This is a genomic window from Micrococcus cohnii (assembly GCF_014205175.1).
In the GTDB taxonomy this organism is placed as follows: Bacteria; Actinomycetota; Actinomycetes; order Actinomycetales; family Micrococcaceae; genus Micrococcus; species Micrococcus cohnii.
On record NZ_JACHNA010000001.1, the window covers coordinates 241,024 to 253,857 of the forward strand.

The following is a 12,834-nucleotide window of genomic DNA, read 5'->3' on the forward strand; positions in this document are numbered from 1 at the left end:
TCGACTTCATCACTCATACAGGAGGAACTGATGATGAATCTGACCACGACCCTGGCCGCCGGTGTCCCGCTGGCTGCTGAGGTTCCGGAGATTTCTCCGTCGTACGACGCGCCCTGGATGGACACGCTCGAGAACGTGACCGCCATGGTCATCGGCTCGTGTCTCGTCGCGATCATGGCTGCGGTCGCTATTGGCGGCATGATCTGGCTGTTCGGCAAGCTCTCGAAGTCCGGTGGTGCTCAGTCCGTGGGCATCTCGATCTTCCTCTGGGGCGTCGTCGGCGGCGCGCTGATCGCGTCGGTTTCGGCGCTGGTCCGCTGGGGCGCGGGTCTGACGCTGTTCTGATCTGAGACCCGGTAGAGCGCACTCACGGAGGAGGTAGCCAAAATGTGGGAGAAAGACTTCCAAGAATGGATGAACGGGTCGATCCTCGGGTTGGCGAAGGCCGCCTGGGGATTGCTCAAAGACTCCTTCGCCGTGGGTGCGCTCACCCCGGAGTGGTGGGTGTCGGTCGTCGGTGGGCAGGTAACCACCACCGTTGAGGGCGGCGGGACCGTGGTGGTCGATCACCCGGGAATGTTGAACATCATCGTGGTGGCGATGCTGCCGTTGTTGATCGTGTTCGTGGTCATTCAGGTGGTGCTCTCGGCACTGCGTGGGTCCACGGCAGGGATGATGCGGGCGCTGGTGACGGCAGTGTTCTCGGTGCCATTCACTTACGTCACTGTCGGATTGGTCTGGTTGGCCATGGGGGCCACACAGGCGATGACGATGTGGATTCTCGAGGTTGGTTACGAGGGGTCCGAGGGCGAGGACCAGGCCGTCTCGGCAGTGCTCAACCTGTTCGGGCTGAGCTACAACGGCAAGGATGACGAGATCATCCTCGATGAGAACTATGCGCAGTGGCAGATGGCCTCTAAGGACGCCGAGAACGGCATGATCCTGGTCGCTTGGCTCGTGGCGTTGGTGATCTTCATCGCGTGCTTCGTGTTGATGGCGATGATGATCTTCCGGACCGTCGTGATCCTGCTGCTGGCTTCGTTCGCTGCTCCGGCGATCTTCTCGCTGGCCCTGGAACCGGCGAAGGCGCTGGCGGGTCGGTGGCTGTCGATGGTCATTGGACTGTTGATGGCTGCGCCGGTCGGTGCGGCGACGATCCGGTTGGGCATGTCGATGGCGGCGCTGTCGACGGACTGGATTCAAACCGTGGCTGGCCTGGTTCTGGTGTTCGTCGCGGCCGCGATGCCGCTGGTGATGCTGTCGATGGTCACGTGGATCAGCGGCGGTAGCCAGGGTGTCGAGCAGGCGGGCGTGATGGCCGCAGGCCGCGCTGGACGCGGTGTTCAGAATTCGATGAGAGGTGCCTCGGTTCGTGCCGGGCGAATGAGTCAGCGCGCGGCGTCGATGGCCGTGAGAGGAGGGCGGATGCGATGAGCACCGTGGAAAAGCAGTTTGTCGAGTCCGAGTACGACGGAGTCCGGTTCCCGCAGGAGCGCACGGCAGGGCTATTGCTCGGGCTGACCTGGGATCAGCTGATCGTCGTCGGGTTCGGGGCGGTGTTCCTGCTGGTGAGCCTGTTCCGGGGCGGCTGGGCGATCCTTTTTGGTGTGCTTGTGCTGGCGGTCTGCACCGCGTTCGGGGTGGTGCGGTTCCGGGGTCGGTCCCTGCCTGCATGGGTTGCTGTCGGGCTGCGATACGCCAAGCGTGGAGCGGGCGATCAGCTGGAGTACCGACAGGGTCTGTCTCCGGCACACGAACTGAAGCTGCTTGATGGTGAACCGCAGGTGCGTGCGCTGGAGGTCGAGCAGAAGGCGACCCGCACGCCGAAGGGCGCTATCAAGCCCGGCAACCCGACGAGGTTCCGCCTGCCAGGCGGGGCCAGCGAGCTGAAGGCGTATGCGTTGCCGAACGGTGCCGGGTTCGTGTGGGACCCGCATGAGCGTGAGGCCGTGATCTGCGCGAAGGTCATCACCAGCCGTGGGTTCAGCCTCGAGTCGTTCGACGCGCAGGAGGAGCGGTCCCTGTCGTGGGGTGCGGCGCTGGCTGGGTTATCCCGGATGCCGGGTGTGGTGCGCGTGCAGGCATCGGACCAGACCACCCTGATTTCCGGGTCGGCGGTGCAGGGGTTCTACGAGTCGAAGCAGGAGCAGTCCGGGATGAATGCGGCTGAGGTTGACCCGTTCCTGGACCAGGCGTTCAAGGAGTTGATGAAGGAAGCGCAGTCGATGCCGGTGCATGAGCAGTGGCTGTCCGTGGTCGTCTCCCCTGCGCAGATTGGGTCGCGGCTGAAGGGGATGGGCGGCGGTCTTCCGGCCCTGATGGAGTACACGCTGAAGCTGATGACGACCATCGAGGGGCACTTGCCGCGTTCGGGTACGCGGGTCGCGGCCTGGCACTCGCCCCGGTCGTTGGCGGCGCTGTCGCGTGCGGCGTTCGATCCTGATTCGTCGGTGACGGTGACGATGACCGGTGAGGACGGGGAGCTGCGCGGCACCGCGCCCGCGTCGGCGGGGCCGATGGCCGTGGACGTCCACCCGGGCTACCTGGAGATGGACGGCTACCTGCATCGCACGTTCAAGATCGCGGAGCTGCCACAGGAGACAGCGCGACTCGGGTTCTTGGACGAGCTGGTGTTCTCCGGGGACTTCCGGCACACGGTGACTGTGGTGATGTCGCCAGTTGACCGCGCGAAGGCGATGCGCGCGACGCGGGGGCGGCGGTCCTCGTGGGAGTCGGATTCGCGGACGTTGAAGGCGATGGACCGGCCGCCGTCGCCGGAGCACGAGCAGGAGCTGGTCGACATCATGCGCGAGCAGGACGAGCTGATGCGGCGGCACGCGTCGCTGGACATGGTCGTGCTGGTCACGGTGACCGCGCGGAGCCTGTCGGAGCTGGAAGCGGCCTCGAACGATGTTGTCACGGACGCCATTGCGACTGGGTGCGAACTGCGCCCGCTGTGGCTCGAACAGGACTCGGCGTTCATGGCCGCGGCGCTGCCTTTCGGACGGATCAAGCTGTGACGAGCAGGGGAGGACGAGAGATGACGGTGAATCTGACGGCAGGCGTCGAGCAGAAGGCGCAGGAGCTGAGGATCGAGCGACTGGTCCTGTTCGGTCGGATTGGTCAGGGCAAGGGCGCGTTGGTGCGTCGGCTGATGGGGCAGGGCGTGACGTGCGGCCCCGTGTCGGGGAGGTTCTGATCGTGGGACGTTCGACCGAGCATGGGCTGTTCCAGGTCATCGAGGATGGACGCGAGAACCGGCGTGAGGCGCAGAAGGCCCAACGGCAGCTGAACCGTGAACGCGCGAAACGGCGTCGGGAGCGGGCGAGGGAGGCCAAGCAAGACCGATTCCCAGAGCCGGAGGGTCGCAAGGTCGGGCCGTCGGGGAAGTACCAGTTGCGTGGGATGCACACGCTGGCCCCTCGTGCGGTCCGCACGACCTCGCACACGGCGAGCACGGCGTACCCATTCGTGGCAGGGCCGGGGTTGGGCGCCCAGGGCCTCTACATCGGGCGTGACATGAACGGTGGCGGGGCGTTCTGCTTCGACCCGTGGTCGCTCTACAAGTCCGGGGTCATCTCGGGAATGTCGATGATGCTGTTCGGGCAGGTCGGCACGGGGAAGTCATCGCTGGCGAAGTCGCTGGCGGTGCGGCAGGTGCTGGCCGGGCGCAAGCTCTCGGTCGCCTCGGACAAGAAGGGCGAGTGGACCCGCGTGGTCCGGGGCCTGGGCGGCACTGTGATCCAGGTCGGGCCGGGCCTGGAGACGCGCCTGAACCCGCTCGATCCTGGGACGCGTCCCTCGACGGATGTGGAGGGCAAGCCGATGACGGATCACGCGTGGGCGATGATGGTCCGCACCCGGCGGATGTCGATCCTGGTGACGCTGGCACGCATCCTCACCGACCGTGACCTGACCTCGCCCGAGCATCACGTTCTCGCGGGTGCCCTGGACTCGGCGGTGGCGACGGCGGCGCGTGAGTCGCGGGTGCCGGTGATCCCTGACGTGATCGCGGCGTTGCAGGTTCAGCGAGACGATGAGGACAAGCTCATTGTGGAAGCAGCGTCGGTGATGATGATGACCCTTACGCGCGTCTCCTCTGGTGACCTCGCGGGCATGTTCGATGGGGAGACGACTGCGGTGCTCGACTCGTCAGCGCGGGCGACGTCGATCGACACCTCGGCGCTGCGCGGTGCTTCCCCGGAGGCGGTGCGTGTGGTGAACGCGTGCGCTGGTGCCTGGACGGAGGCGATGGTGACCACCCGTGACGGGGGCCAGCGCCTGGTGATCTACGAAGAGGGCTGGGACAACATCTCGAGCGAGGCTGACCTGCGGCGCATGGTCGAGCAGTGGAAGCTCGCGAGGGCCTACGGCATCTTCAACGTGCTCGTGCTCCACAAGATCGCGGACCTCGAGATGGCCGGTGACAAGGACTCCCGCATGGCCGCGATGGCGAAGTCGTTGCTGTCTGACGCGGACGTGAAGGTCATCTACCGGCAGGACCGGTCGGCGTTGAAGGTCACCGGCTCGGAGATGGAGCTGTCGGACCGGGAGCGGGCGCTGGTGCGGTCCCTGCCGAAGGGCACGGGCTTGTGGCGGCTCGGGGATTCATCGTTCGAGGTGCAGAACCGGCTCACGAAGGCCGAGCTGCCTCTGTTCGACACCGATGAGCGCATGGACAAGCAGCAGAATGAGGAGGTGTCGGCATGAAGCGCGAAAACCAGCAGGTGCTCGAAGGTGCTGACTGGCCGGAGAAGATGCTCCTGTTCGTGATGCTCCCGGTGATGGGCCTGTACATGCTGTACGTCGCGGCGGGGTTCCTCGCGGTCCGGGTGGCCTGTGGTGAGCCGCCGATCCCCGAGGGGCTGCTGGCACCGCTGGGGTTCGTGGCCACGCAGGACCCGGCAGCGTTCGGCACGACGGCCTCGGGCTGCACGGCCACCAGTCAGGGTGTCACCGGCGCGCTGATCGGAGTGGGTGTCGCAGGCGTCGTCGCCCTGGTCGTCGGTGTGACGGCGTGGCAGAAGTACCAGCAGTCGGACAAGAAGTTCATCAAGGACCTGCGGGAGCGTGACGGGCTGGCGCGGTCTCCGGAGATTGCCAAGGCCGTGGGTCGCAAGGCCGTGCTGGGTCGGGTGAAGAAGGTGCGCCCGTCGATCAAGAAGCCGAAGATCACCGACGGGTCGATGCGGCTGGGCAAGGCTGAGGGCGTCGACGTGTTCGCCTCCTATGAGGAGTCGGTCGTGCTCATCGGCCCGCCGCGCTCGGGTAAGGGTGTGCACCTGTTGATCGGTGCGATTCTCGATGCGCCGGGGCCGGTCATCACGACCAGCTCGCGTGCGGACAACCTCGGCGCGACGGCCGAGATGCGGAAGAAGAAGGGTCCGGTCGCGTTGTTCGACCCGCAGGGCCTGACGGGGCAGCCCTCGACGCTGAAGTGGTCCCCCATCACCGGGTGTGAGGAGCCGCGGGTGGCGAACCAGCGGTCGGCGTCGCTGATCGGCGCCTCGGGGCTGGGGGCGTCGAGTTCGAACGCGGAGTGGCAGGCCCCGGCGATCACGATCATGGAGTGCCTGCTGCACGCCGCCGCGCTGGGGGACCGGACCGTCGATGACTTGATGCGGTGGGGCAACAACCCGGCTGAGGCGAAGGAAGCGGTCAAGATCCTGACGGAGCACCCGAAGGCCGCGATGAACTGGAACCTCGTGTTGAAGGGGATCATCGAGGGCGACCCGAAGCTGTTGCAGTCGAAGTGGTTCGGCGTCGAGGGCGCGGTGAAGGGCCTGTCGGTGCCGGAAGTGCGTGATGTGCTGCGTCCGGGCGAGTTCGAGGAAGTGCTCGACATCGACAAGTTCCTCACCGAGTGCGGGACGCTCTACATTGTCGGCACGAAGACGGGCGGCTCCAGTGCGGGGCCGTTCCTGATCGCGATGATGGACGCGATCACGGAGCGGGCGCGTGAGCTGGCGGCGAAGTCGCCGGGGAACCGGCTCGATCCGCCGTTGTCGTTGGTGCTGGACGAGATCGCGAACATCTCGGGTGCCTGGCCGGGTCTGACGCAGCTGATGGCCGATGGTGGCGGTGTTGGGGTGTCTCCGTTCGCGGTGTTCCAGTCGATGGCTCAGGCCCGTAACGAGTGGGGAGAGCAGCAGGCGCAGGCGCTGTTCGACGCGGCCACGGTGAAGGTCCAGCTCGGTGGTGCCTCGAACGTCGCGGACCTGGAGCAGTTCGCGAAGCTGGCCGGTCAGCGGAAGATCCTGCGGTCCTCGACGTCGCGCGGCAAGGAGTCCACGTCGGTGTCGGAGCAGGTGCACGAGGCCGAGGTCGTATCGGTGTCGGAGCTGCGTCGTCTGCCGTTCGGCTGGGGGCTGCTGCTGAACCGCAACGGGCGGCCGATCCTGATGCAGATGACCCGGTGGTGGGACCGCAAGGACGGCAAGGAGATCAAGGCGGCAGCGGGCCGGTACTCGAAGGCGCTGCTGGACGAGCTCGAGTCGAAGGAAGCCGGGTCGTCCGAGCCGACGGCGGCGGACCGCGCCGACAACCCGGACACGGTGCAGCCGAAGCCTGAGTCCTCTCCCGTGCCGGAGTCCACGACTGCGGAGACGACGCAGAAGGAGCCTGCGGCCCCGGCCGAGGTGGAGCCGCAGACGGAGTCCTCGTCTACGGAGGACACCGCGCAGGACTCGGCGGAAGAGACCGAGGGCTCGACGGCGACGGAGCAGAAGCCGGAGCCAGAGCAGGCACCGGACCCGGCAATCGTGGTGCGGTGACGACGTGGCCAGGTTCGGACTGCACCGCACAGGCTCGCCGGCGTACAAGCGGTATCTGCGGTCGCAAGCGTGGGGATACCGCCGTGTGCGCTGGTTCCGGGATTGTCGTGCAGACGGACATGAACCGGCGTGCCAGGTTTGCGGCGTCACACTCTCGGATGTGAAGAGCCTGGACCTGCATCACGTGTCATACAAGGGGGTGACCAGGGACGAAGTCAGCGGGAAGTGGCTCGCGCGCGAGGCGCACGAGGACTTGATGCCGATGTGCCGGGAGCACCATCAGCGGCTTCACCAGATCATGGACGGACGGAAGGAATTCTTCGGATGGGACAGGCGGCGGGCGACGATCGTGATCGTGGCGCGGATGATCCGGCAGCGACAGGACACGGCATGAGCGCCCCGGCAGCAAGTCGCTGTCACGTCTGTCAACGTCCCGTGACGGTGCGCTGGCACAACCTCGATGGCCGTCATGTCGACCGGGCTGCTTGCCGGGCCTCGGGCGGGGTCGGGGTGTGGTTGTGCGAGACGTGTGAGGACGGCGCGCATCGGCACATGAGGACGACGGGATGCGATGGCCGGGAGGCCGTCGAGGAGCTGTTCCGGCGGCTCGAGAAGCTGCTGGGTGGACCGGCACGCAAGTACACGAGGGAAGGACGCTTCTGATGGGTTCGCCGTGGGTGGAAGACGACGAGGCTCAGGACTGGGACGACGTCGCAGGGACGGACGGACAGACAGACGGACCGGACGGAAAGGGGACGCCGCTGCCCTTCGTGGACCCAGGGGTCGCGGCGGAACTGGCTGAGGGTGGTCCTCCGCGGTGGATGGGTGTGCGCTGGCGCGAGATCGAAGCCCAGGACCAGTGGGAAGCGTGGAACGCGTTGCGCCGCTGGGTGGACTGGTTCGTACGCGAGTACCGGCTCGTGACGTCGATCGTTCCGCCGTGCTGGTACAAGCATTCGGACATCACGGCTGAGCTGTACGCGGCGATGTGCATGGAGTACAAGGTCTGGGAAGAGCAGGCTCCGGGTCTGGGGCCGATGATGATGTGGCACCCGCATGTGGAGATGCTGACCGCGCGGCTGCGCCGCATGGTCGATGAGGCCGGGTGCGAGAAGGTCGGCATGCACAAGGAGCCCGAGGCGTACGGGAACCGGCCCGCGTTCACACTGGACTACGACGAGGAGGACTTCACCGCGTGGGCATCCACGACGCGTGAGGAAGACACTCTGGGGCGGCCGAGCGATGCGGTGCAGTACATCCGCGCGCAGATCCTGAACAGTGACCGGGACGAGGTCGCGGTGTCGAACCCGGTCGGCCTCGCCCCGTTCCGGCCTCACGAGGGTGTGACGGCTGTGCTGGACGTTGCGTCGTCCACGCCAGCGGAGCCGCGTCTTCGCGTGGAGGTCTCGAGTTCGGACCCGGAGTTGGCGGTGGAGTGGCAGACGTCGAATGACGGGCGCGACTGGGCGTAAACGATCGTTTATGAATCGCCTCGGACTGCCGGCGTGACATAGGTTGAGCTCATGACGCCATCCGTCCTCGAGGCCACCGGCGCCGACATTCCACAGGCGGCCCGCGTGCTGGCCTCTGCCTTCGAGGAGTACCCGTGGACGCGCTGGACGATCCCTGCCGAGGAGTACTCTGAACGTTTGGAGGCACTGCAAGCGATCTACCTTCGCCACGCTCTCGACCATGGGATCGTGCTCATCGAGCGCGACGGCCACGGAGTCGCGGCCTTCTTGGCTCCTGGCGCTCCTGTCCCGAGCGAGGCCGACCAGGCACGTATCGCAGTTCTGATGGGCGACCGGCTTGCTGCTCTTGTGGCGACCGGACTGCCTGAACACCCGGCTGGCGCGTGGGAACTCGCGACGATTGGGGTGGACCCCGCGAGATGGGGCCAGGGCGTCGCGTCCTCGCTTCTCTCCGACGGGCTGCGAAGGCTCGATGCGGTGGGGGCCACTACGGTCCTGGAAACCTCCGATCCACGAAACGTCACCCTGTACTCGCGCCATGGGTTCGCCGTTGAAGTTACGACCAACATTCCGTCAGGACCTGTCGTCCACACCATGCGGCGCCCCGCGCAGCACACTTGAATCGATCGTTTCTGGCATGGGCGGTGATGGCGTCCCGGTCCTGCCTGAACGGGTGTGCAAAAACGCTGGACAGAACCCGGTGAGCCATAAGGCGGAGCGTTCGGCGTTTTTGGCACACCTGCCGTGGTGATCCTATCGGCCCCTTGGGCGCCCGGCCGGGGGCGGAGTGAGTGGCCGGACGGCGTCGCCTGCCCGGGCGCCCGGGCAGCCGGGGGCGGGGCAGCTTGAGCACCCGCTACGGGTGCATTCGCGTGTGACATGCGTTCTTGGCGGTGTGGGCGAATCCCTGGTGTCCCAGGAGGGTCTGGCCACGAGGAGGCTGTCGATGAGCACGCACACGGATTCTGTCGAGTTGCTGGATGTCGGAGTGTCGGCGGGGATGTGGCTGCCGGAAGAAGACATCGCGTCGTCGCTGACGAGCTGGGTGTGGTGCTGACGTGGTGGCAATCGCGGGGTACGCACGGGTGTCGACGCGCGACCAGAACTCGTCGCTGTCGACGCAGAAGCAGGCGCTCGAGGAGCTTGGATCGCAGAAGGTGTTCTGCGATGTCATCAGCGGCTCGAAGTCGGCGCGACCTGGGCTGCGTGCAGCGTTCGAGTGGTTGAGGTCTGGGGACACGCTGTTGGTGACCCGTCTGGATCGTCTCGGACGGTCGACGGTGGACACGTTGAGGACGGTTGCTGAGCTGGAGGAGCGGGGCGTGCGGTTGAAGGCCCTCGATCTGGACTTGGACAGCACGACTCCTGCGGGACGGCTGGTGATGCGGACGATGGCGTCCCTGGCCGAGTGGGAGCGGGAGCTGCTGGTCGAGCGCACGCGTGATGGACTGGCTCATGCGCGGGCGCAAGGTCGGGTCGGTGGTCGGCCGCGGGTGCTGTCCTCCGCGGGAGTGGACGCGGTCAAGGCGGCGCTGGCGGCGGGGTTGCCGGTGGCGCAGATCGCGGCGCTTCACGGGGTCTCGCGTAGGACGATCACGCGAGTGCGCGCGGGGGAGTACGACTGAGGGCGGCCCGGTGTCTGTCACATGCACGGTCGATGCGGGAGTCGTATCGGTGGTGTCCGGGCCACGGGGGTTCGGGCACGAGCTGAGGAGGAACGCTGATGCGTCAGAACATCGACCGCGAGAAGACCGTGACCGGGTACGTGGCCACCGCGCCGGAGACCGTGAACACCCAGCGGGGGCAGATGGTCGCCTTCCGTCTGGCCGAGCCGCAGGAGGGTCAAGTCCCTGGAAGTGGTGTAACCGTCTTCGAGGCATGAGAATCAGGCCAGGGCCGGCATCACCTCCGTGCCCATCACGGTGCCCGGTTCTTGCGTGAGGGGCTCGCGGCAGCGGGCCAGCAGCTCGAGACCGAGGTACCGGCGGCCCTCGGCCCACTCATCCGTCTGCTCAGCCAACACGGCCCCCACGAGCCGCACCACGGCATCCCGGTTCGGGAAGATGCCCACCGCGTCCGTGCGGCGCCGGATCTCCCGATTCAGGCGCTCGGCAGGGTTGTTCGACCAGATCTGGGACCACACGTCCTTCGGGAACGAGATGAACGCGAGGATGTCCTCCCGAGCAGCATCGAGGTGCCCAGCCACGGCGGGCAACCGCTCGGCCACGTAGTCCAAGAGCCGGTCGAACTGGGCGTGCACCGCGGGCCCGTCAGGCTGGTCGTAGACGCTGTGGAGCATGGCCTTCACCGCCGGCCACATGGCCTTCGGGGTCACCGCCATCAGGTTCGCGGCATAGTGCGTGCGGCACCGCTGCCACACGGCCCCGGGCAGGTTCGCCGCGATGGCTTCGACCAGGCCACGGTGGGAGTCCGAAGTCACCAGTCTCACCCCGTGAAGGCCGCGGGCGACCAGATCAGCGAAGAACTCGTTCCACGCCGCGCCTGACTCCGTGGTGGCCACCCGCAGCCCGAGTACCTCACGTCGCCCGTCAGCGTTGACGCCGGTGGCGACCATGGCCACCGCGTTGATCACCCGACCACCCTCGCGAACCTTCATGGTCAGGGCGTCCGCGGCGAGGAACACGAACGGGCCGGCATCCCCCAGCGGGCGGTGCCGGAACGCGTCGATGTGCTCGTCCAGCTCGGCGGCCATCCGGCTGACCTGGGACTTCGAGAGCGAGTCGATGCCCAGCTGGCGCACGAGCTTGTCCATGCGTCGGGTGGAGACCCCAGCGAGGTAGCAGTCGGCGACGACCGTGATCAACGCGGACTCGGCCCGCTTGCGTCGCTCGAGCAGCCACTCTGGGAAGTACGTGCCGGCGCGCAGTTTCGGGATGGCCACGTCGATCGTGCCGGCGCGGGTGTCGAGGGGCCGGTGGCGGTACCCGTTGCGCTGTGCGGTGCGGGTATCAGAAGCGGTGCCGTACTCGGCGCCGCAGACCGCGTCTGCGTCAGCGCTGAGCAGGGCGTTGATCACGGTCTGCAGCAGGTGGCGCAACAAGTCCGGCGAGGCTTCGCCGATCGCTTCGCGTAGCAGGCGTTCAGGGTCGACAATGTGAGGAGCGGTCATCGTGGTGATGTCCCTTTCGAGAGTGCTGTGGAAGGTTCACTCGAAGGCTCCCACGGTGACCGCGTCCATGCTGGGGACGGTGTTGGCGGCCGGGGAGGGTTACACCACTATCAGGGACTCAACTCCGCAGGAGATCTTCGACCGTGAAACCCGCCAGTACCGCGACCTCGACCCGATCTACTACGACGTGCGGATCGGCCGCGAACAGTTGGGCAAGAACGTGCTCGAGTCGGTCGACACCGGACAGCGCGTCAGCGTGACGGGCAAGTACAGCGTCGAGCCGTACGTAAACCGTGAGGGCCAGGCCGGCCTGAACAACGGAATCTGGGCTGACGAGGTGTCGGCGTCTATGCAGCACAACACGGTCCAGATGGGGCCGAGCGTCGGCGGCGCACAGGCCGGACGTGAGCGCGGGCTGGAGGGCCAGCGCCCGGAGAACGTCGCGGCGGACCCGGCCTGGCAGGCGTCCACGCAGCCGGTCGAGCAGAATCTCGGGATCGAGCAGGCAGGGCCGGGCATGTCCGGCCCGTCGCGCTAACGACGAGCAGTCCAGTGCAGCACCGGTCGGGCCTTCCTAGGTCCGACCGGTGCTGTTGTGCGTGCGGATGTCTGTCACATGCGCTCGGCGCGCTGGCGCCGTACCCGGTGTGTCCGGCCTGAGCGGTCGGGGCTGTCGGTAGGCGGCCCGTCGAATCGCAGGGAACCTCGGTGGAGGGGCCGGGCCGGTAACGGCGCACGAAGATCAGCACAGGGCCGTTGGAGGCGGGTTGACAGCCCGACGGCAACTGTGGAGTTATGTCAACCACGTCAGGAGAACCCGTGGCGCGAAAGAACAAGAACGGACAGGTCGCTGGGCAGCTGTCGCTGTTCGAGGCGTTGGAAGAGCTTGCGGTGGAGCAGGCAGAAAGGGTGCAGAGCGATGGAGCGGATCGAGATGGAGACGAGCGAGTCCGAGATGCAGGCGTCGAGCGCGACGGTGCAGGCGCAGCGGGAGTGGGAGGCGGACCCGACGGTGTGGCAGAGGCTGGAGGAGCCGACGCCGTTCGGGGACGTGTCGGTGGATCGGATGGGGCCGTACGCGGACCCGGAGTATCTGGCGGAGTTCCCGACGGTGGCCGAGGCGTTGATGGAGCTGAGCAGCTTCGAGGGGATGACGGAGGAGTTCGGCCGGTATCTGCGAGCGATGGTCCTGTCGAGGCAGGCGCAGGCGGCACCGGGTCGGGTGGAGCCGGTGGATCGGGTGCAGTTCGAGGAGCTGTCGGCGCGGGCGCAGCTGGAGGGGGCGGAACGGCTGGAGGCGATGGTGAACGAGGTGTTCGCCTGGATGGAGGCGCAGGGGATGGACCCGGGCCGCAACGAACCGCCGACGTTGGTGAGCCAGGAGCTGCGCGAGATGATGCTGACGATGCGGAGCTGATTGACGACGGCCCTGCGACTGGCGCCGCAGACGCGGGGCTGG

Annotated in this window: 14 protein-coding genes; 13 read left to right on the forward strand and 1 reads right to left on the reverse strand. The window is 66.9% G+C overall.

The genetic code is table 11. From position 1 onward, the window contains the following. Window positions 1-30 precede the first annotated feature (30 nt). The 11 genes from HDA30_RS01075 (at window position 31) to HDA30_RS01125 (ending at window position 10,127) form a co-directional block, all read left to right on the forward strand. Window positions 31-345: a hypothetical protein gene (locus tag HDA30_RS01075; RefSeq protein WP_246418671.1), complete on the forward strand. Its 315-nt coding sequence runs from the start codon at window positions 31-33 to the stop codon at window positions 343-345. Between the two features lie 42 nt (window positions 346-387). Then, on the forward strand, window positions 388-1,434 hold the full coding sequence (locus HDA30_RS01080) for a hypothetical protein (protein WP_184240833.1): 1,047 nt from the start codon (window positions 388-390) through the stop codon (window positions 1,432-1,434). Beyond that, window positions 1,431-3,020 carry a PrgI family protein gene (locus tag HDA30_RS01085; RefSeq protein WP_184240834.1) on the forward strand — a complete coding sequence of 530 codons (1,590 nt, stop codon included), beginning with the start codon at window positions 1,431-1,433 and terminating at the stop codon, window positions 3,018-3,020. The genes HDA30_RS01080 and HDA30_RS01085 overlap by 4 nt, the downstream gene beginning before the upstream one ends. Window positions 3,021-3,040: 20 nt before the next feature. Beyond that, entirely contained in the window at window positions 3,041-3,199 is a 159-nt protein-coding gene (locus tag HDA30_RS01090) for a hypothetical protein (RefSeq protein WP_184240835.1), read from the forward strand. Window positions 3,200-3,201: 2 nt separating this feature from the next. After that, window positions 3,202-4,710: a conjugal transfer protein TraC gene (locus HDA30_RS01095; protein WP_184240836.1), complete on the forward strand. Its 1,509-nt coding sequence runs from the start codon at window positions 3,202-3,204 to the stop codon at window positions 4,708-4,710. Next, on the forward strand, window positions 4,707-6,773 hold the full coding sequence (locus HDA30_RS01100; RefSeq protein ID WP_246418672.1) for a TraM recognition domain-containing protein: 2,067 nt from the start codon (window positions 4,707-4,709) through the stop codon (window positions 6,771-6,773). Before HDA30_RS01095 ends, HDA30_RS01100 begins: the two co-directional genes overlap by 4 nt. A 160-nt stretch (window positions 6,774-6,933) precedes the next feature. Further along, a complete protein-coding gene (locus tag HDA30_RS10430; protein WP_246418673.1) occupies window positions 6,934-7,167 on the forward strand; it encodes a hypothetical protein in 234 nt (77 codons plus the stop codon). 268 nt (window positions 7,168-7,435) lie between these two features. After that, on the forward strand, window positions 7,436-8,245 hold the full coding sequence (locus HDA30_RS01110) for a hypothetical protein (protein WP_184240838.1): 810 nt from the start codon (window positions 7,436-7,438) through the stop codon (window positions 8,243-8,245). A gap of 51 nt (window positions 8,246-8,296) precedes the next feature. Then, complete coding sequence (locus tag HDA30_RS01115) at window positions 8,297-8,866, forward strand: GNAT family N-acetyltransferase (protein WP_184240839.1); 570 nt, start codon at window positions 8,297-8,299, stop codon at window positions 8,864-8,866. A 440-nt stretch (window positions 8,867-9,306) separates the two neighbouring features. Next, complete coding sequence (locus HDA30_RS10620) at window positions 9,307-9,870, forward strand: recombinase family protein (protein ID WP_343059255.1); 564 nt, start codon at window positions 9,307-9,309, stop codon at window positions 9,868-9,870. A 98-nt stretch (window positions 9,871-9,968) separates the two neighbouring features. Beyond that, a complete protein-coding gene (locus HDA30_RS01125; protein ID WP_184240840.1) occupies window positions 9,969-10,127 on the forward strand; it encodes a hypothetical protein in 159 nt (52 codons plus the stop codon). Between the two features lie 3 nt (window positions 10,128-10,130). On the opposite strand, the gene HDA30_RS01130 is transcribed toward HDA30_RS01125, so the two are convergent. After that, window positions 10,131-11,375, reverse strand: a complete 1,245-nt coding sequence (locus HDA30_RS01130) for an IS256 family transposase (RefSeq protein ID WP_031943898.1) — start codon at window positions 11,373-11,375, stop codon at window positions 10,131-10,133. Window position 11,376: 1 nt separating this feature from the next. Between HDA30_RS01130 and HDA30_RS01135 the strand changes: the two genes are divergently transcribed. Further along, entirely contained in the window at window positions 11,377-11,913 is a 537-nt protein-coding gene (locus HDA30_RS01135; RefSeq protein WP_184240841.1) for a single stranded DNA-binding domain-containing protein, read from the forward strand. 381 nt (window positions 11,914-12,294) lie between these two features. After that, window positions 12,295-12,792, forward strand: a complete 498-nt coding sequence (locus HDA30_RS01140; protein ID WP_184240842.1) for a hypothetical protein — start codon at window positions 12,295-12,297, stop codon at window positions 12,790-12,792. Window positions 12,793-12,834: the final 42 nt, after the last annotated feature.